At 70.2% G+C, this 19,186-nt stretch carries 20 protein-coding genes; 14 read left to right on the top strand and 6 right to left on the bottom strand.

Features of this window, described 5'->3' with window-relative positions:
- Nucleotides 1-185: 185 nt before the first annotated feature.
- From lepA to era, 11 genes are all read left to right on the top strand, one after another.
- The gene (gene lepA / locus BLT21_RS01375) at nucleotides 186-2,036 is read left to right on the top strand and encodes a translation elongation factor 4 (protein ID WP_091498027.1); all 1,851 of its coding nucleotides are present in this window, start codon (nucleotides 186-188) and stop codon (nucleotides 2,034-2,036) included.
- Between the two features lie 26 nt (nucleotides 2,037-2,062).
- Nucleotides 2,063-2,722, top strand: coding sequence for a DUF1990 family protein (locus BLT21_RS01370; protein ID WP_091498023.1), 660 nt, complete (start codon nucleotides 2,063-2,065; stop codon nucleotides 2,720-2,722).
- The gene (gene hemW / locus BLT21_RS01365; RefSeq protein WP_091498020.1) at nucleotides 2,722-3,939 is read left to right on the top strand and encodes a radical SAM family heme chaperone HemW; all 1,218 of its coding nucleotides are present in this window, start codon (nucleotides 2,722-2,724) and stop codon (nucleotides 3,937-3,939) included. Before BLT21_RS01370 ends, hemW begins: the two co-directional genes overlap by 1 nt.
- 79 nt (nucleotides 3,940-4,018) lie before the next feature.
- The gene (hrcA, locus tag BLT21_RS01360) at nucleotides 4,019-5,056 is read left to right on the top strand and encodes a heat-inducible transcriptional repressor HrcA (RefSeq protein WP_091498016.1); all 1,038 of its coding nucleotides are present in this window, start codon (nucleotides 4,019-4,021) and stop codon (nucleotides 5,054-5,056) included.
- 39 nt (nucleotides 5,057-5,095) lie between these two features.
- The gene (gene dnaJ / locus BLT21_RS01355) at nucleotides 5,096-6,214 is read left to right on the top strand and encodes a molecular chaperone DnaJ (protein ID WP_091498011.1); all 1,119 of its coding nucleotides are present in this window, start codon (nucleotides 5,096-5,098) and stop codon (nucleotides 6,212-6,214) included.
- A 4-nt stretch (nucleotides 6,215-6,218) separates the two neighbouring features.
- Complete coding sequence (locus BLT21_RS01350) at nucleotides 6,219-6,947, top strand: 16S rRNA (uracil(1498)-N(3))-methyltransferase (protein ID WP_091498008.1); 729 nt, start codon at nucleotides 6,219-6,221, stop codon at nucleotides 6,945-6,947.
- A 46-nt stretch (nucleotides 6,948-6,993) separates the two neighbouring features.
- On the top strand, nucleotides 6,994-7,341 hold the full coding sequence (locus BLT21_RS01345) for an HIT domain-containing protein (protein WP_091498004.1): 348 nt from the start codon (nucleotides 6,994-6,996) through the stop codon (nucleotides 7,339-7,341).
- Complete coding sequence (locus tag BLT21_RS01340) at nucleotides 7,292-8,428, top strand: PhoH family protein (protein WP_091497999.1); 1,137 nt, start codon at nucleotides 7,292-7,294, stop codon at nucleotides 8,426-8,428. Before BLT21_RS01345 ends, BLT21_RS01340 begins: the two co-directional genes overlap by 50 nt.
- Nucleotides 8,425-8,889 (top strand): rRNA maturation RNase YbeY, encoded by a 465-nt coding sequence (gene ybeY, locus BLT21_RS01335; RefSeq protein ID WP_091497996.1) that lies wholly within the window; start codon nucleotides 8,425-8,427, stop codon nucleotides 8,887-8,889. The genes BLT21_RS01340 and ybeY overlap by 4 nt, the downstream gene beginning before the upstream one ends.
- The gene (locus BLT21_RS01330) at nucleotides 8,886-10,211 is read left to right on the top strand and encodes a hemolysin family protein (RefSeq protein WP_091497991.1); all 1,326 of its coding nucleotides are present in this window, start codon (nucleotides 8,886-8,888) and stop codon (nucleotides 10,209-10,211) included. Before ybeY ends, BLT21_RS01330 begins: the two co-directional genes overlap by 4 nt.
- On the top strand, nucleotides 10,208-11,107 hold the full coding sequence (gene era, locus BLT21_RS01325) for a GTPase Era (RefSeq protein ID WP_091497987.1): 900 nt from the start codon (nucleotides 10,208-10,210) through the stop codon (nucleotides 11,105-11,107). Before BLT21_RS01330 ends, era begins: the two co-directional genes overlap by 4 nt.
- On the opposite strand, the gene BLT21_RS01320 is transcribed toward era, so the two are convergent.
- A complete protein-coding gene (locus BLT21_RS01320) occupies nucleotides 11,104-11,706 on the bottom strand; it encodes a hypothetical protein (RefSeq protein ID WP_091497985.1) in 603 nt (200 codons plus the stop codon). The two genes, era and BLT21_RS01320, sit on opposite strands and share 4 nt — an antisense overlap.
- 205 nt (nucleotides 11,707-11,911) lie before the next feature.
- Between BLT21_RS01320 and leuA the strand changes: the two genes are divergently transcribed.
- Entirely contained in the window at nucleotides 11,912-13,675 is a 1,764-nt protein-coding gene (gene leuA / locus BLT21_RS01315; RefSeq protein ID WP_091497982.1) for a 2-isopropylmalate synthase, read from the top strand.
- A 200-nt stretch (nucleotides 13,676-13,875) separates the two neighbouring features.
- Here leuA and BLT21_RS01310 read toward each other — a convergent pair whose 3' ends face one another.
- Complete coding sequence (locus tag BLT21_RS01310; RefSeq protein WP_371113426.1) at nucleotides 13,876-14,577, bottom strand: 3'-5' exonuclease; 702 nt, start codon at nucleotides 14,575-14,577, stop codon at nucleotides 13,876-13,878.
- A gap of 111 nt (nucleotides 14,578-14,688) precedes the next feature.
- Between BLT21_RS01310 and BLT21_RS01305 the strand changes: the two genes are divergently transcribed.
- Nucleotides 14,689-15,588 (top strand): alpha/beta fold hydrolase, encoded by a 900-nt coding sequence (locus BLT21_RS01305; protein ID WP_091497975.1) that lies wholly within the window; start codon nucleotides 14,689-14,691, stop codon nucleotides 15,586-15,588.
- On the opposite strand, the gene BLT21_RS01300 is transcribed toward BLT21_RS01305, so the two are convergent.
- On the bottom strand, nucleotides 15,548-16,108 hold the full coding sequence (locus BLT21_RS01300; RefSeq protein WP_091497972.1) for a CGNR zinc finger domain-containing protein: 561 nt from the start codon (nucleotides 16,106-16,108) through the stop codon (nucleotides 15,548-15,550). The two genes, BLT21_RS01305 and BLT21_RS01300, sit on opposite strands and share 41 nt — an antisense overlap.
- Nucleotides 16,109-16,183: 75 nt before the next feature.
- Between BLT21_RS01300 and BLT21_RS01295 the strand changes: the two genes are divergently transcribed.
- A complete protein-coding gene (locus BLT21_RS01295) occupies nucleotides 16,184-17,191 on the top strand; it encodes a DMT family transporter (RefSeq protein ID WP_091497968.1) in 1,008 nt (335 codons plus the stop codon).
- Here BLT21_RS01295 and BLT21_RS01290 read toward each other — a convergent pair.
- The 3 genes from BLT21_RS01290 to BLT21_RS01280 form a co-directional block, all read right to left on the bottom strand.
- Nucleotides 17,157-17,627 (bottom strand): Lrp/AsnC family transcriptional regulator, encoded by a 471-nt coding sequence (locus tag BLT21_RS01290; RefSeq protein WP_091497964.1) that lies wholly within the window; start codon nucleotides 17,625-17,627, stop codon nucleotides 17,157-17,159. The two genes, BLT21_RS01295 and BLT21_RS01290, sit on opposite strands and share 35 nt — an antisense overlap.
- A 70-nt stretch (nucleotides 17,628-17,697) precedes the next feature.
- Entirely contained in the window at nucleotides 17,698-18,300 is a 603-nt protein-coding gene (locus BLT21_RS01285) for a histidine phosphatase family protein (RefSeq protein ID WP_091497959.1), read from the bottom strand.
- A 36-nt stretch (nucleotides 18,301-18,336) separates the two neighbouring features.
- Nucleotides 18,337-19,143, bottom strand: coding sequence for a Sir2 family NAD-dependent protein deacetylase (locus tag BLT21_RS01280; protein ID WP_091500629.1), 807 nt, complete (start codon nucleotides 19,141-19,143; stop codon nucleotides 18,337-18,339).
- Nucleotides 19,144-19,186: the final 43 nt, after the last annotated feature.

Here is a 19,186-nt window from a genome sequence, read left to right as displayed (position 1 = left end):
ACCGACCGCCGCATTGAGCATTCGACGCGATCGATGTGTTGAGCAAGTGGCGAAACGGTTAATTGTTTATCACGCGTGCTCCAGCTGGCGTGTCTGCGGTGCGACCGCCTATTGTCGCGCGCGCGGGTCGCGCCGAGCCGCTTCCGGCGGTCGTGTCTTCGCGGCCCGGGTAGACTTCCCGGGACATGTCTCCGCGCGCACTCCAGCCGCTCGCGCCCGCCGCCACGCCGCCCGAGCTCATCCGCAACTTCTGCATCATCGCCCACATCGACCACGGCAAATCGACCCTGGCCGACCGCATGCTGCAGATCACCGGCGTCGTCGCCGACCGCGACATGCGCGCCCAGTACCTCGACCGAATGGACATCGAGCGCGAGCGCGGCATCACGATCAAGAGCCAGGCCGTCCGCATGCCGTGGGCGAAGGACGCCGGCACGTTCGCGCTCAACATGATCGACACGCCCGGACACGTCGACTTCACCTACGAGGTCAGCCGATCCCTGGCCGCGTGCGAAGGGGCGATCCTGCTCGTCGACGCCGCACAGGGCATCGAGGCCCAGACGCTCGCGAACCTGTATCTCGCGCTCGAGAACGACCTGCAGATCATCCCGGTGCTCAACAAGATCGACCTGCCCGCGGCCGACCCTGAGAAGTACGCGGCCGAGCTCGCGAACCTCATCGGCGGCGACCCGGAGGACGTGCTGCGCGTGAGCGGCAAGACGGGGATGGGCGTCGAGGAGCTTCTCGACCGCATCGTGGACCGCATCCCCGCGCCCGTCGGCGACCCGGTCGCCCCGGCTCGCGCCATGATCTTCGACTCCGTCTACGACGCCTACCGCGGCGTCGTCACGTACGTCCGCATGATCGACGGCAAGCTCGAGCCCCGCGAGCGCATCCAGATGATGTCGACCCGTGCGACGCACGAGCTGCTCGAGATCGGCGTGTCGAGCCCGGAGCCGATCCCGACGCGAGGGCTCGGTGTCGGCGAGGTCGGTTATCTCATCACGGGGGTGAAGGACGTCCGCCAGTCGAAGGTCGGCGACACCATCACCAACCACCGCAAGCCGGCGACCGAAGCCCTGCCGGGCTACACCGATCCGAAGCCGATGGTGTTCTCGGGCATCTATCCGATCGACGGCAGCGACTACGGCGACCTGCGCGAGGCACTCGACAAGCTGAAGCTGTCCGACGCGTCGCTGCAGTACGAGCCTGAGACCTCCGTCGCGCTCGGATTCGGGTTCCGCTGCGGCTTCCTGGGCCTCCTGCACCTCGAGATCATCACCGAGCGCCTCTCGCGCGAGTTCGGGCTCGACCTCATCACCACCGCACCGTCGGTGACGTACGAGGTCGCGACCGACACCGGCGAGACCGTCGTGGTGACGAACCCCAGCGAGTACCCCGACGGCCGGGTGGCGGAGGTCTCGGAGCCGGTCGTGAAGGTCGGCATCCTCGCGCCCAAGGACTACGTCGGCACGGTCATGGAGCTCTGCCAGTCGCGCCGCGGCACCCTGCTCGGCATGGACTACCTGAGCGAGGACCGCGTCGAGCTGCGCTACAACATGCCGCTCGGCGAGATCGTCTTCGACTTCTTCGACCACTTGAAGTCGCGGACGCAGGGCTACGCGAGCCTCGACTACGAGCCCGCCGGATCGCAGACCGCCGATCTGGTGAAGGTCGACATCCTGCTGCAGGGCGAGAAGGTCGATGCGTTCAGCTCGATCGTCCATCGAGAGAAGGCCTACGCGTACGGCACGATGATGACCGAGCGGCTGCGCAAGCTCATCCCGCGCCAGCAGTTCGAGGTCCCGATCCAGGCCGCGATCGGCGCACGCATCATCGCCCGAGAGAACATCCGCGCGATCCGCAAGGACGTCCTGGCCAAGTGCTACGGCGGCGACATCACGCGCAAGCGCAAGCTCCTCGAGAAGCAGAAAGAGGGCAAGAAGCGCATGAAGATGGTGGGACGTGTCGAGGTGCCACAGGAGGCCTTCATCGCCGCTCTCTCCGGCGATGTCGAGGGCAAGGACAAGAAGTAGCACTTCCCGGAGCGACGAGGAGACCCATGCATCACCGACGCGGGACCTTCCGAGACGAGACCGTCGACTACGCGGCGGTCGGCGCGACCCGTGCGCACGATCTCATGGCCTATCCGCCCGAGCGCAGCATCCCCGCCGAGGACTCCTGGCGCATCGGCAGCGGCCAGGCGCGGTTCGAGACGGCGGCGGACCTGCTGATGTCGTGGTCCGCGCTGCGTGGCGCAGGCCTGCGCGTCGCCGACGTCCGGCCAGCGTCGGGGCCGATGTACACGGGCGTCGCCTTCGACGACGAGGGCAACGCGGTCGCCCCGAGCAGCATGGATCACGAGCAGCGCTTCGCGGCCGACGGCACCCCGTACGTGGGTGCGGGCACGACGCTGCAGGTGCACGGCCGCGTCTCGGGGCAGAGCGCCGATGCCGAGCTGCGTGTCATCTTCGTCGACGAAGAGCCGCGCCGCGTTGCGTTCGCCCTCGGTACGGTCGGCGGCTCGGTCGTCAGCGGCGAGGAGTCGTTCCTGCTCGAGTGGCGCGACAACGACGAGGTCTGGTTCGTGGTCCGGGCGTTCGACCGTCCGACCGCGTTCGCCTACCGGATGCTGGCGGGCCTGGTCCGCCGCCGCCGTCGGCTGCTCTTCCAGGGCTACCTCCGAGCCATCTCGCCGCTGTACGCGACTCCCGGGGCCTGATGGGTGCGGCACTGCCCCTCGGCGATCCGGTCCCGGTCGCCGGCACCCTGCCCGAGGATCTCGTCGTCGCCCCCGACGTCGCTTTCGGCGTCTACCTGCACGTGCCCTTCTGCCGGGTGCGCTGCGGGTACTGCGACTTCAACACGTACACGGCCACCGAGCTGCGCGGCGCGCGTCAGGACGCCTATGCCGACGAGGTTCTGCGCGAGATCGCCCTGTCGGCGACGGTCCTCGATGAGCGTGGGCCGCGGCGGCCCGCACAGACCGTCTTCTTCGGCGGGGGCACGCCCACGCTGCTTCCCGCGGGTGATCTGGCCCGCATGCTCGACGGGGTGCGGCGTACCTTCGGCATCGCGAGCGGGGCGGAGGTCACCGTCGAGGCCAACCCCGACACGATGACGCAGCGCGTCGCCGACGAGCTGGCCGCCGCGGGCGTCACGCGACTGTCGATCGGGATGCAGTCCGCGGTCCCGCACGTCCTCGCAGCGCTCGACCGGACGCACGACCCCGAGAACGTCGCGACGGCGGTCGCGGCCGCGCGCAGCGCGGGGCTCGACGTGTCGGTGGACCTGATCTACGGGGCGCCGGGGGAGAGCCTCGACGATTGGCGCCGCTCGGTCGAGACCGCGGTCGCGCTCGAGTCCGACCACGTGTCGGCTTACGCGCTCATCATCGAGGAGGGGACGCGGCTCGAGCGGCAGATCCGCCGCGGCGAGGTGCCGGCGCCCGACGACGATCTGCAGGCCGACATGTACGAGCTCGCCGACGACATGCTCGCCGCCGCCGGGTTCGCCTGGTACGAGGTCTCCAACTGGGCGCGCTCCGCCGATCAGCGGTCGCAGCACAACCTGGCGTACTGGCGCGGCACCGACTGGTGGGGCTACGGACCGGGCGCGCACAGCCACATCGGCGGTCTGCGCTGGTGGAACGTCAAGCACCCGGCGGCCTACGCGCAGCGTCTCGCGTCCGGCGCATCGCCCGCGGCAGGCCGGGAGCGTCCGGACGCCGAGGCGCAGCGCCTCGAATCCGTGCTCCTGCGCTCGCGGATCGCCGAGGGTCTCGCGATCGACGACCTCGACGAGGGCGGACGTCGCGCGGTCGCGTCGCTCATCGCGGACGGTCTCATCGAGGGTGCCGACGCCGTCCGGCGCCGTGTCGTCCTCACCCGGCGCGGACGCCTCATGGCGGATGCGGTGGTGCGGGCTCTCACCGAGTGATCGCAGTGGACGATCGTCGCCGTCCACGCGATAGAATTGGCACTCACAGACATCGAGTGCCAGGCAGGGGGTGACGGACATGGTCTCGGAACGAGGACTGCAGGTGCTCCGGGCGATCGTGCAGGACTACGTCGACACCCGCGAGCCCGTCGGCAGCAAGTCGATCGTCGAGCGCCACGCCTTCGGCGTCTCGGCTGCGACCATCCGCAACGACATGGCGCTGCTCGAGGACGAGGAGCTGATCGCCGCACCCCATACCTCGTCGGGTCGGATACCCACGGACAAGGGATACCGGGTCTTCGTCGACCACCTCGCGGGTCTCCGCCCGCTCAGCACGGCGCAGCGATCCGCGATCACCACGTTCCTCGACGGGCCTGCCGATCTCGACGACCTGCTGGTCCGCACCGTCCGGGCGCTGACGCAGCTCACCGGCCAGGTGGCGATGGTGCAGTACCCGTCGTTCTCTCGTGCGCAGGTCTCGCACCTCGAGCTGGTCGACCTGGGCGGCGGCCGTCTCGTCGTGATCGTCGTGACCGACACCGGTCGCGTGTCGCAGCGCGTCGGCGTCGTGCGCACCGTGCTCGACGAGGCCCAGTTCGCCGTCGCGAAGGCGACACTCCGGGCTGCGATCACCGGGAGCTCCGTGCGGGATGCCGTCAGCGCGGTCTCCTCCCTCGCCGACGGGCAGTCGGCGGGCGACACCCTCGGCGAGGCGGTCCGCGAGATCGCACACATCCTCGTCGAGGAGCTCGAGACGTTCCGGCAGGACCGGCTCGTCATGGCGGGCACGGCGACTCTCGCGCGACGCGAGGCGGACTTCCGCGGCAGCATCTACCCCCTCCTCGAGGCCATCGAGGAGCAGGTCACCCTGCTCCGCCTCATGGGCGAGATGGTCGCCGACGATCGCGGCGTCGCGGCGCGAATCGGGCGTGAGAACGAGGCCTACGGCCTCTCCGAGGCGTCCGTCGTGACGAGCGACTACGACGTGCCGGGCTCGCAGGCGCGGATCGGCCTCATGGGCCCGACGCGTATGGACTACCCGACCAACCTCGCGACGGTCCGTGCCGTCGCGCACTATCTCAGCCGACTGCTCGAAGAAGACGAGAGCTCGCGCTGACCGTTCCGAAACACGCCCGTACGGGCGGAAAGGCGATCCGTGGCTGACCACTACGAGGTCCTGGGTGTCGCGCGCGACGCGTCGCCCGATGAGATCAAGAAGGCCTATCGACGTCTGGCGCGCCAGCTGCATCCCGACGTGAATCCGGGCGAGGACGCGTCCGAGCAGTTCAAGCTCGTGACCCACGCCTACGACGTCCTGAGCGATCCCGAGCAGCGGCAGCGCTACGACATGGGCGGCGACTCGGCGGGCGGGTTCGGGGGCGCCGCCGGCTTCGGCGGGTTCAGCGACATCTTCGAGACCTTCTTCGGCGGCGGGGGCAGCGGGGGACGCGCGGGGCGACCGCGCTCACGGCGCGAGCGCGGGCAGGACGCTCTCGTGCGCGTCACGCTCGAGCTGGGAGACGTCGTGTTCGGCGTCCATCGCGACATCGAGGTGGACACCGCTGTCCTGTGCGACACCTGTCAGGGCTCCTGCTGTCAGCCCGGTACGCAGCCGGTGACCTGCGACGTCTGCCACGGCGCCGGCAACGTGCAGCGTACGGTGCGCAGCCTTCTGGGCAACGTCGTCACCTCGCAGCCCTGCAACGTCTGCCAGGGGTACGGCACCACGATCCCGTATCCCTGCACCACGTGCCAGGGTCAGGGACGTGTCCGCGCCCGCCGCACGGTGTCGCTCGACATCCCCGCGGGCGTCGAGACCGGCCTCCGCCTGCAGTTGCCGGGCTCCGGCGAGGTCGGCCCCGCCGGCGGACCGAACGGCGACCTGTACCTCGAGGTCACCGTCGATACGCATGACGTCTTCAGCCGCGAGGGGGACGACCTGCTGGCCACCCTCGAAGTCTCGATGCCCGACGCCGTGCTCGGCGCGACGACGACGATCGAGTCGCTCGACGGCCCGGTCGACCTCGAGCTGCGACCGGGCGTGCAGTCCGGCGACGTGCTCACGATCAAGGGGCGGGGCATCACCCCCCTCCGCGGCTCGACCCGGGGCGACCTGCGTGTCGGGGTTCACGTGGTCACTCCGACGCGCCTCGACGCCAAGGAGCGCGCGCTGATCGAAGAACTGAAGAAGCGCACGAAGGCGCCGGGGCCGCGCCTCGCGGAGTTCCACCAGGGCATGTTCGCGAAGCTTCGCGACCGGTTCCGGAACAGCTGAGCGCGTGGCGCTGCACTTCCTCGTCAATGATGCCCTCGACGCGCGCCCGGGCGGTGTCGTCGAACTCACGGGCGCGGAAGCCCACCACGCCGCCGGCGTGCGACGCGTCCGCGCCGGCGAGACGGTGACCGTCGGCGACGGCGCGGGGGTCTGGCTGGAGGGGACGGTAGCCGCTGCCGACCCGAAGCTCGTTCGCATCGACGTCCTCTCCCGCCGTCACGAGCCCGCGCCCGCACGGCGGGTCACGCTGATCCAGGCACTCGCCAAGGGGGATCGCGACGAGCTCGCCGTGCAGGCCTGTACGGAGCTCGGCGTCGATCGGATCGTGCCGTGGCAGGCCGAGCGAAGTGTCTCGCGCTGGAGCGGGCCCAAGCTCGATCGGGGGGTGCAGCGGTGGGCGACCATCGCACGCGAGGCGGCCAAGCAGGCCCACCGCGCATGGGTGCCGGGGGTCGACGCGCCCGTCTCGACCGCCGATCTCGTGGCGAGGTGCGCCGCGGAGCGTGTCCTCGTCCTCGAGCCGACGGCGACGGCGCGCCTGAGCACGACCGACCTCGGCGACGGCGACGTGGCACTGGTGGTCGGACCGGAGGGCGGGATCTCCTCGGCCGAGCTCGACGCGCTGCGATCCGCGGGCGCCACGACCGTGCGCCTCGGTGACACCGTCCTGCGCACCTCCACCGCCGGGCCCGCGGCCCTCGGCGTCGTCAACGTCGCGCTCGGCCGCTGGTGACGCGACATCCCGTCTCGATGGCGCGGCCCGTCGATAGACTGGGGACATGAGCGAACCGACCGTCTTCACGCGCATCCTCCGCGGTGAGATCCCCTCGGAGATCATCGCCGAGACCGAGAACGCGTTCGCCATCCGCGACATCGCCCCGCAAGCCCCGGTCCACCTCCTCGTGATCCCCAAGACCGAGCGCTACCGCACGGTGGTCGAGCTCGCTGCGGGAGATCCCGCGCTCCTCGCCGAGCTCGTGGGACTCGCCGAGACCGTCGCCGCCGAGCACGCGGACGGCGATTTCCGACTGATCTTCAACACCGGCCCGGGCGCAGGACAGACCGTCTTCCACGTCCATGCGCACGTCCTCGCCGGTGGCCTCTCCGAAGGGAGCCTCGGTGGCTGACGCTTCCGAACCGACCGTCGCGACGATCTACGCCGACGGTGTCGCCATGGTGCAGCTGCTCGGTCCGCAGGATCGCCTGCTGCGCGTCGTCGAACGCGAGCACCCGGACGTCGACGTCCTCGTGCGCGGCAACGAGATCACCCTCACGGGGCCGAGCGGGGACGTCGCGGCGGCGCACGCGCTCGTCGACGAGCTGATCGCGATGGCCCGAGCCGGCCAGGGACTCGACCCGAGCGACGTCGCGACCTCGAGCCGCATCCTGCAGCGCCGGACCGGTGACGACGACCCACGCCCCTCCGAGGTCCTCGGCGAGGCGATCCTCTCGTCGCGTGGCAAGGTCATCCGGCCGAAGACGCCCGGTCAGAAGGCCTACGTGGACGCGATCGACGAGAACACGATCGTCTTCGGCATCGGTCCCGCCGGTACCGGCAAGACCTACCTCGCGATGGCGAAGGCCGTGCAAGCACTGCAGCGCAAAGAAGTCAACCGCATCATCCTCACCCGCCCCGCCGTCGAGGCGGGCGAACGGCTCGGCTTCCTCCCGGGCACGCTGACCGACAAGATCGACCCCTACCTGCGCCCCCTCTACGACGCACTCAACGAGATGCTCGATCCCGAGCTGGTGCCGAAGCTCATGGCGACCGGCACGATCGAGGTCGCCCCGCTCGCGTACATGCGCGGTCGCACGCTGAACGACTCGTTCGTCGTCCTCGACGAGGCGCAGAACACCACGCCCGAGCAGATGAAGATGTTCCTCACGCGTCTGGGCTTCGGCACGCGGATGGTGGTCACCGGTGACATCACGCAGGTAGACCTGCCGCAGGGCACCTCCGGCCTCCGGACGGTCACGCGTGTGCTGAAGGGGATCGACGACATCCACTTCGCGACCCTCACCAGCGAGGACGTGGTGCGGCACACGCTGGTCGGGCGCATCGTCGACGCGTACAGCGAGTACGACGAGCAACGTCTCGCCGCGCGCCGGGAACGCGACGAGGCGAGCGAGTTCGCCAACCGCGCCGAGCGCCGTACCGCGTCGCGCCCTGCGGGGCCGCGCGACCGACTCCCGAAACGAGGACGTTCATCATGACGATCGAGATCACCAACGAGTCCGGAGTCTCGATCGACGAGACCGTGCTGCTGCGCCTCACCGAGCACAATCTGGCCGAGCTCAACGTGAGCCCGGACGCCGACCTCGCGATCCTGCTCGTCGACGAGGGCGCCATGGAGTCGCTCCATGTCCAGTGGATGGACGAGCCGGGTCCGACCGATGTCCTGAGCTTCCCCATGGACGAGTTGCGTCCCGGAACCGAGGACGCCCCCACTCCGCCGGGCCTGCTGGGCGACATCGTCCTGTGCCCCCAGGTGGCCGAGGCCCAGGCGCAGGCGGCGCGTCACACGACCCTCGACGAGCTCATCCTGCTCACGACCCACGGTCTGCTGCATCTGCTCGGATACGACCACGCAGAGCCCGAGGACGAGCGCGAGATGTTCGGGCTCCAGCGCGAGCTCATCACGGCCTTCCACGCGAGCGAGCGCCGGCACGCGTGACCGTCTTCCTCCTCGTCCTCGGCGCGGTCCTCCTCGTCGCGCTCGGGGGTCTGATGGCGGCGCTCGATGCGGCGCTGGGGGTCACCTCGCGGGCGGACCTCGCCGACTGGGCCGAGTCCAGCCGTCGGCAGTCCGCCCTGCGACGCATCGCCGATGACACGACGGCGCACGGGAACGCGGTGGTGTTCATCCGCATCCTGGCGGAATCGACCGCCGCCGTGTTCGTCACGGCCGCCTTCACCCTGGCCCTGGACAATCTCTGGTGGGCGATCCTCGCCGCGGCCGTGCTCATGACGGCGGTCTCGTTCGTGCTGGTAGGCGCGAGTCCGCGGTCTGTCGGACGGCAGCATGCCCGCGGCCTGCTCATCGCGTGCGCGCCCCTCGTGCGCGCGGCGCGCGTCGTTCTCGGACCGCTAGCCCATCTGCTCGTCATCGTCGGCAACCTGGTGACTCCCGGGGTGTCCCGCGGCACGTCGTTCGCCTCCGAGGAGCAGCTGCTCAGCATGGTCGACGAAGCCGCTTCGCGGGACCTCATCGAGGCGGACGACCGCGATCTCATCCACTCGGTCTTCGATTTCACCGACACCCTCGTTCGCGCGGTCATGGTGCCGCGTACCGACATGGTGACCGTGCCGCAGACCGCGACCACGCACGAGGCCCTCGCCCTGTTCCTCGAACGCGGGGTGTCACGCGTGCCGGTCACCGATGACGAGCGCGACGACATCGTCGGGGTGGTCTATCTCAAGGACCTCGTGCAGTTCTCGTACGGCGACGCGACGGGCTGGCGCGACGTGCCGGTCGGTCGCGTGTCACGCCCCGCCGTTTTCGTCCCCGAGTCGATGCGGGCGGAATCGCTCCTGCAGCAGATGAAGCGGGATGCCGTGCACGTGTGCCTCGTCGTCGACGAGTACGGCGGTGTCGCCGGTCTCATCACGCTCGAGGACCTCATCGAGGAGCTCGTGGGCGAGATCGCCGACGAGTACGACCGCGGCGCGGCCGAGGTCGTCGAGCTCGAGCCGGGCCGCTACCGTGTGAGCGCACGCCTGGGCCTCGACGAGGTCGGCGAGCTGTTCGGCGTCGAGCTGGACGACGAGGACGTCGACTCGGTCGGCGGCCTGCTCGGCAAGCTGCTCGGGCGCGTCCCGATGCCCGGTGCGACCGTCACGGTCGACGGGGTGACCATCACGGGCGGTGTCTCCCGGGGCCGGGGCCGAGGTCTTGCGACAGTTTTCGTCGAACGCGCGGCCGTCGCCGACGCGGGCGACTCCGATCATCCGCGCACCGGCGAGGTCCGCGTGCCACGAAGAGGAGAAGACAGATGACCGCAGCAGAGAACCGCTCGGGGTTCGTGACGTTCGTGGGTCGTCCCAACGTGGGCAAGTCGACGCTCACGAACGCCCTGGTGGGCGAGAAGGTCGCGATCACCAGCGACAAGCCGCAGACCACGCGGCGAGCGATCCGCGGCATCCTCAATCGGCCGGGCGGCCAGCTCGTGATCGTCGACACCCCCGGCATCCACAAGCCGCGCACGCTCCTGGGCCAGCGCCTGAACGACCTCGTCGAGCAGGTCCTCGGCGACGTCGACGTCATCGGCTTCCTCGTGCCCGCCGTCGACAAGGTCGGGCCGGGCGACCGGCGGATCGCGGCGTCGCTCGACGGCTACCCCCGGGCGAAGAAGGTGGCGATCGTCACGAAGACGGACCTGGGTGGGCGAGACGAGATCATGGAGCGTCTCATGGAGGTCGACAGCCTCCGCGAGGACTGGGCGGCCGTGATCCCCCTCTCGGCCGTCACCGACGACCAGCTCGACGTCCTCGCCGACGAGCTGCTCGCCCTCATGCCGGAGGGGCCTGCGCTCTATCCCGACGATGTCGTCACCGACGAGTCGACCGAGGACCGCATCGCCGAGATCATCCGCGAGGCGGCACTCGAGGGCGTCCGCGACGAGCTGCCCCACTCGATCGCGGTGACCGTCGAGGACGTCGCACCCCGCGAGGGATCCGACCTCACCGATGTCTACGCGAACATCGTGGTCGAGCGAGACAGCCAGAAGGCGATCATCATCGGACGCAAGGGATCGCGGCTTGCCGACGTCGGCGCACGCGCCCGGGCGCAGATCGAGCCCCTCCTCGGCAGCCGCGTCTTCCTGTCGCTGCGTGTCCGGGTCGCGAAGGAGTGGCAGCGCGATCCGAAGCAGCTCGGGCGCCTGGGCTTCTAACCGACCTCGCGCATCGCGGACTGGACGACGACGACGTCGGATCCGAACTCGGCGTCGGCGGCGTCCTGCAGCGTCCCGTCGTCCCACACCACGGTCACCCACAGCCGGCCGTCGTAGGCGCCCGAGGCGAGGACCTCGTCACCGAGCGTGTCGTGCACGCGCTGCTCGACGTCGCGCAACTCGGCCTCATCGGCCGTGCCCGCGACGCCGCCCGTCGGATCGGCCACGGGCAGCGGGTCGTACAGCGCGAGCGGAACGGCCGGTGCGGTCACCGTGAGAGCCGACCCGTCGTACCGCCCCTGAACCGCATACGTCCCCCACGTGGCGCCCGACATGACGGTCGCGTCGGTCAGCGCGGCCCAGTCCCACCCGCGCAGCGGAATGCCCGAGCATTGCGGGGGAGCGGACTCGGCCACCGCGCCGAGGCACAGCTCCGGCCCCGACCCGGCATCGAGGACGGTGCCCTGAGCGACGACCTCGCCGGTCGGCGGCTCGGGATCGAGCGAAGCGGGTCCGGCGGCCGGAGTGGTGGCGCACCCGGCGGTCATCGCGACCGTGCAGGCGACGAGGACGGAAAGGGCGATGCGCGGAGCTCTCATATCCGGTCAGTGTCGCGCACACCGCGATCGTCTCATGGACGGCACGCCCATGTGCGCTCGAGCGGCGAGCAGGTGTAGCCTGGGCGCATGCGCTTCGGCCGACTTCTCCTCCTTAGTCGCCGCGACGAGTCCTCGTTCTAGGGCCTCTCTCGTCGCGGAGCTTCGCGTTGGCCCGCCACACCCGATGAGGAAGAGCGAGACCACCATGGAGAACAACCAGAAGCCTTCGAGCATGCCGGTCCACAAGTACCGGCCGTTCCACGAGCAGATCCGTGTCGATCTGCCCGACCGCACCTGGCCCGCGAAGCGGATCGAGACGGCACCGCGCTGGTGCGCCGTCGACCTGCGCGACGGCAATCAGGCACTCATCGATCCGATGAGCCCCGAGCGCAAGCGGGTCATGTTCGAGCTGCTCGTGCAGATGGGCTACAAGGAGATCGAGGTCGGCTTCCCGAGCGCGAGCCAGACCGATTTCGACTTCGTCCGCCAGCTCATCGACGATGGGCTGATCCCCGACGACGTGACGATCCAGGTGCTCACCCAGGCGCGGGAGCACCTCATCAAGCGCACCTACGAGGCCATCGCCGGGGCGAAGCAGGCGATCGTGCACCTCTACAACTCGACGAGCATCCTGCAGCGCGAGGTCGTCTTCCGCACCGACCGCCAGGGCATCATCGACATCGCGCTCGAGGGTGCGCGGCTGTGCCGGCAGTACGAGAAGACCGTCCCCGAGACGGCCGTGTACTACGAGTACTCGCCGGAGAGCTACACGGGCACCGAGCTCGAGTTCGCCGTCGACGTCTGCAACCAGGTGATCGAGATCCTCGAGCCGACGCCCGAGCGCAAGGTCATCATCAACCTGCCCGCGACGGTCGAGATGGCCACCCCCAACGTGTACGCCGACTCGATCGAGTGGATGAGTCGCCACCTGGCCCACCGCGAGAACGTCGTGCTGTCGCTGCATCCCCACAACGACCGCGGCACCGCGATCGCGGCCGCCGAACTGGGATACATGGCGGGTGCGGATCGCATCGAGGGCTGCTTGTTCGGCAACGGTGAGCGCACGGGCAACGTCGACCTGGTCGCACTGGGGATCAACCTCTTCACGCAGGGGATCGACCCGCAGATCGACTTCAGCGACGTCGACGGCATCAAGCGGACCGTCGAATACTGCAACCAGCTGCCCGTGCCCGAACGGAGCCCGTGGGCCGGTGACCTCGTCTTCACGGCGTTCAGCGGTTCGCACCAGGATGCGATCAAGAAGGGCTTCGAGGCCATGGCCGCCCGCGCGGCCGCGGCCGAGGTCTCCATCGATGAGATCGAATGGGCCGTGCCCTACCTGCCCGTGGATCCGAAGGATCTCGGCCGTTCGTACGAAGCCGTCATCCGCGTCAACTCGCAGTCCGGGAAGGGCGGCGTCGCGTATCTCCTCAAGACGGACCACGCCCTCGATCTGCCCCGCAAGCTGCAGATCGAGTTCTCCGGCGTCGTGCAGGAGAAGACCGACACGGAGGGCGGCGAGGTCACGAGCGACCAGATCTGGTCGATCTTCACCGACGAGTACCTGCCCGCTTCGCACGACGACGAGAAATGGGGGCGCTTCGAACTCCTCGGCACCCGGACGCAGAGCGACATGTCGGGCGACGTGCGCCTCGACGTCACGCTGCGCGACGGCGACGCGCGCGAGGAGGCGTCGGGCTCGGGAAACGGCCCCATCGCCGCCTTCCTCGCGGTACTGCGCGAGCGCGGTTTCGAAATCTCGCTCTACGACTACGTCGAGCACACCCTCAGCTCCGCCGGCGACGCGCAGGCCGCGGCCTACGTCGAGTTGCAGGTCGACGATCAGCGACTCTGGGGCGTCGGCATCGACGGCGACATCTCGACAGCCAGCCTGAAGGCCGTGGTGTCGTGCGTGAATCGCGCGATCCGCACCCGCGAACGCGCCTCCGAGCTGACCGCCGTGCGATGAGCCGCCCGTAAGTCGCGGTGCGAGAGCGGCCGCAGTCGTGATGGCGGCCACTCTCGCGCCGGCGCTCTGCGCATGCCCGACATCCGGACGCGCGCGCGCCGGCGACGTCCTGTTCGGCCCCGACCGGGTCACGGTGGACGTCGGCGGCGTCACTCGACGGGGGCTGTCCTCCCGCCGAGTGACGCCGAGGACGCGCTCGGTCAGCGGATCGGCCAGGCGCCGTCGACCTCGGCATCGAGCCGACCGATGCTCACGAAGTACTCACTGAGGCTCTCGGCCTGCGCACGGGCCCACCCGATCTGACGAGCATGCAGCTCGACCGCCGTCGCCGGGAGTCCGTCCGCGAATCGCTCGGCGAGCATCTGCGCGACGCGTCCGGCGGCGACGGCGTCGGCCGAGGCCTCGTGCGCTCCCGTGAGGACGACCTCGTAGTGCTGCGCGACGACGGAGAGCGTGCGCTTGCCGCGGCGGTAACGGTCGTAGCGCTTGTCGAGCACGAGGGGATCGATGACGGGGGCGGGGGCGAGGATCGGCTCGATCCCGTGCCGGAGCGCCTCGTACTTGAGCATCGAGAAGTCGAAGGGGGCGTTGTATGCCACGACCGGGATCCCCGCATCGAACAGTCCGCGCAGGGCGGCGATGACCTCGGCCACCACCTCGGGGGCCGGGCGCCCGTCGCGTCTCGCCTGATCGGTCGTGATGCCGTGGATCGCCGCGGCGCCCTCGGGGATGGCGATCCCCGGGTCGGCAAGCCAGCTCTCGGCGCGGGCGGGAGCTCCGTCGGCGTCGAGCACACCGACGTGGGCCGTCACGATGCGATCAGAGGTGACGTCGACGCCCGTCGTCTCGAGGTCGAAGACGCCGACCACCCGCGACCAGTCGGGCGAGTCGCAGGGCCACAGGTCGAGCTCGGGCGCAGCGTTCGCTCGGGTGCGGTCGGGTTCCACGGCTCCGAGGCTACGGCGCACCGCCGACACGCGAAGCGCGACGCGCCGCCTCCGTAGACTCGACGGGTGCCGACCGCCTCACCCTACGCAGACCTGCTCGCCCGCGTCCCGGTGCGTCGCGCCGAGATCGAGGTGCTGGGCGGGACCACCGTCTACTGGGTCTACGGCAGCGACGACGCCGAACACACCCTGCTGGCGGTGCACGGCTTCCGCGGCGAGCACCACGGCCTCGAGCCGGTGGTCGCGCATCTCGACGGCTTCCGCGTCGTCATGCCCGACCTCCCGGGCTTCGGTGAGTCGCCCGCGATCCCCGGACGCACACACGACCTCGCGGTCTACGCAGAGTGGCTGCGGGCCTTCGCCGGAGCGGTCGCGCCCGAGGCCGTCGTCGTCGGACACTCGTTCGGCTCCATCGTCTCGGCCGCCGCGGTCGCGGAGGGGCTGCCGACACCCGCCCTGGTGCTCATCAACCCCATCGGCGCGCCCGCCCTCGAAGGCCCGCGGGGAGTCTTCACCCGGCTCGCGGTCTGGTACTACGCGCTCGGTGCTCGGCTGCCGCGGCGCTGGGGCGAGGCGCTGCTGCGCAACCGCGTCATCGTGCGGGTCATGAGTCTCGCCATGGTCAAGACGCGCGACGGGGTGCTGCGCCGATTCGTGCACGACCAGCACGACACCTATTTCTCTCGATTCGCCGACCGGGATGTCCTGCGCGACGCCTTCGTGACGTCGGTGTCGAACGACGTCCGTGCGTCCGCCCCTCGGATCCGACAGCGGACGCTCCTCATCGCGGCGGTGCAGGACGACATCACCCCGATCGCGGCCGAACGGCGGCTGCGGACGCTGTTCGACGACGCCCGCCTCGTCGAGATCGACGGCGTCGGGCACCTGATCCACTACGAGAAGCCGCGCGAGGCGGCCGCAGCGATCACGCGCTTTCTCGCGCCTTCCGACGGCGGTACGCGTTGACGTTCATCCGGTTGCCGCAGTTGCCGGTGTCGCAGTAACGCTTCGACCCGTTCTTCGAGAAATCGACGTAGACGGCGGCGCAGTCGTCCGCCGCGCAGACGCGGACACGGTCGTAGGCGTCCGCGCGGATGACGTCGACGAACGCCATGGCCGCCTCGACGAGCACCCGCGTCGCGAGCGGGGCGTCGTCCGGGGTGGCGTGGATGTGCCAGTCGTAGCTGTCGTGGATCACCAGCTGGGGCTGGGCGTGCCCGTCGCGCAGCATGGCGTTGACGTGCGGTACCGCCGTGTCGCGATCGAGGTCCCACAGCTCCCGGAGGCGGGGGCGGATGCGGCGCATCGCCTGAAGCTCGGCGTCGTCGCGCACGATGGCGCCGGTGAACGCGAAGTCCGCCAGGAAGGCGTCGAGATCGGCGCCGACGGCGAGGGTGTCGGAGGTGCCGGCGCTCGTGCGGGGCAGCGTGTTGACCAGCGCCGCCGTCGCACGAAGCGACAATTCCGTGTCATGGGGAAAGACCACGTTGACTCCTGACGTTCACTGCGGTTACTGTCACGAGTGTAGATAACATTCACTCCTGACCGTCGAGGCTGCCCGATGACGAATCCGACTGCGCCCCTGCCCATCATCCCAGGCGCATCCGAGACACCCGCGGCGACCGCGGCGGCGCGGCGCACCACCGGCATCGCGATGGCGGTCGCGTCCGCGCTCGCGTTCTCGTCGAGCGGCCCGCTCGTCAAGCCGCTGCTCGAGAGCGGCTGGTCCCTCGGCGCGGCTCTGCTGGTCCGCATCGGCGTGGCGGCGCTCGTGCTCTCGCCGTTCCTCGTGCGGGCCGTGGCGCGCGAGCGCGGCTTCCTGCGTCGGCACGGCGTCTCGCTGGTGGCGTTCGGCGTCATGCCGGTCGTGGGCTGTCAGCTGTTCTACTTCTCGGCGATGCAGCGCATGCCCGTGGCGGTCGCGCTCCTCATCCAGTACCTCGCGCCGGTCCTCCTGGTGCTGTGGGTGTGGCTCACGACGCGGCGTCGGCCGTCACCGACCGTCGTCGCCGGCTCCGCCGTCGCGATGGTCGGGCTCGTCCTCGTGGTCGACGTAGCGGGGGCGCGGTTCGATTTCTGGGGCACGGTGCTCGCGCTCGGAGCCGCACTGTGCACGTGCGTCTACTTCGTCATGGCCGAACGCACCGGCGACTCCCTCCCGCCCCTCGTCCTCGCCGCCGGCGGGATGGTCGTCGCGACGACGGTCATCGGGGTGCTCCTCCTAACCGGACTCCTGCCGTTCTCGACGGCGGGAGTCCTCGCGGACGTCGTCGGGATGCAGCTGCCCCCCGTGGTCGTCCTGCTGTGGGTCGGCGCCGCGACGGGCACCGCCTACGCGCTCGGAGTGTCGGCCGTACCGCGTACCGGTTCGCGGCTGGCCTCGTTCATCGGGCTGTCGGAGGTGCTCTTCGCCCTCGGCTTCGCCTGGCTGCTGCTCGCCGAGGCTCCCGCTCCGGTGCAGTTCGTCGGCGGCGCGCTCATCCTCGTCGGCGTGGTACTCGTCCGACTGGACGCGGAGCGGACCGCGCCGAGCGTCAGGCCGAGCGACCGTCGGACAGCAGCGGCTTGACCCGGTGGGGGATCACCTCGTCCATGATGAGCGAGGTCTCGGTACGGTCGACGCCGTCGATCGCGAGGATGCGCGCGTCGATCGCGAAGAGATGCTGGGTGTCGCGCGCGACGACCCGCACCATCAGATCGACCTGACCGCTCAGACCCTGCGCCTGCAGCACCTCGGGGATCGTCGCGAGCTCCTGAGCGATGCGCGGGAGGTCGGGCTGCCGGAGCACCACGCTGACGAGCGCCTCGATCGGGAAACCCAGGGCCCGCGTCGAGATGGATCGTTCGTAGGACAGGAACGCGCCCGACTGCTCGAGCCGACCCATGCGGGCCTGCACGGTGTTGCGGGACATGCGGAGTCGCTCGGCGAGAGCGACCACCGTCGCCCGGGGGTCGTCGGCGAGGGCCTCGAGCAGCGCGAGATCGACGCGGTCGTGCGTGGTCATGATGCTGGACGATACACCGATTCGCCGACACTCATTGAGCACCGTGCTTCACGATCGACCGCACGAGCGATCAGGAAGCCACGAGGACCGGTGAGTCGATGAGGCTGAGGCGCTCGCGTTCCATGAGGAAGGTGTGCGCCGAGCCGTTGGCGAGACGCACGCCCTGGAGCGGGAACTCGTCCGCGGTCGCGTACCGGATCACCTCTCGGATGAGGGCTCCGTGGGCCACGACGACCAGGGGTACCGAGCGGGGCGCCGTGTCCGCCCGGGCATCGCGGACGGCACGCTCGAGTCCGCGGAGCGCCCGGTCGCGGACCGCCGCCCACGGCTCGGCGTTGGGCACGTCGGCGACCGCCCACTCTCCCCACCGCGCGTGGAACTCCTCGACCCCCACACCCTCGGCGTCGCCATAGCCGCGCTCACGCAGCTCCGGGTACGTCCGGGGTGCCGCGGCACCGAGCCTCTCGGCGATGATGCGGGCCGTCTCGGCGGCGCGCGACAGATCACTCGACGCCACGACGACGTCGCCGGTCACCGATTCGCCGAGCAGCGTCGCGACGGCCCTCGCCTGCTCGCGACCGGTCTCGTTGAGCGGGATGTCGGTGGAGCCCTGGATCCGGCGGTCGCGGTTCCAGTCGGTCTCGCCATGGCGCACGAGTGTCAGGATGGTCACCCCTCGACCCTACGCGGCCGACACGACGCGCCGCTCTCAGCCGCGCGTCAGCGCATCGGCGATGGCCCGCAGCACCTCGCTCGTGCCGGCGTCTATCTTCACCGTCGCCTTCGCGTCCGCCCGCGTTACTCCGCGGTTGACGATGACGACCGGCAGGCGGCGGCGGCGCGCGCGCTCGACGAGACGCACGCCGGAGTTCACCACGAGCGAGGATCCCGCGACGATCAACGCGTCGCTCGTACGCACGAGCTGCTCGGCCTCGGCGAACTTCTCACGGGGCACGAACTCGCCGAAGAAGACGACGTCGGGCTTGAGCATGCCCGCGCAGACGGTGCACGTGGGAACGACGAATCCGTCGCTGGTCGCCGGCAGGACGTCGCCGTCGGGCCCCAGCTCGACGTTCTCGGGCACCGTGATCCACGGGTTGTCGCGTTCGACGCGCTCGGCCAGGTCACGACGGTCGAACACCTGACCGCAGTGGAGGCAGAAGACCCGTCGCATGGTGCCGTGCAGCTCGACGACCCGGCTGCTGCCAGCGCGCAGGTGCAGGCCGTCGACGTTCTGAGTGACGACGCCCGTCACGACACCGCCGCGCTCGAGGTCGGCCAGTGCGGCGTGTCCGTCGTTCGGCCGAGCCGCCGCGAAGGCCTGCCAGCCGAGGTGGCTGCCCACCCAGTACCGGCGCCGCGCGTCGTCGCTGGCGAGGAACTGCTGAGCGGTCATCGGCGTGCGGACGGGCGCGCCCGCGCCGCGGTAGTCGGGGATGCCGGAGTCGGTCGAGACCCCCGCCCCGGTCAGCACCGCGATCCGTCGGCCCGCCAGCACCTCGAGGGCGGCGGCCATCGCGTCGCCGTCGGGCGGAACGCGATCGGGAGTCGTCACGTCT

The organism is Microbacterium sp. cf332, assembly GCF_900102175.1.
In the GTDB taxonomy this organism is placed as follows: domain Bacteria; phylum Actinomycetota; class Actinomycetes; order Actinomycetales; family Microbacteriaceae; genus Microbacterium.
The sequence above is the reverse complement of the archived record's forward strand: the minus strand, read 5'-3'. Positions and strand labels throughout refer to the sequence as shown.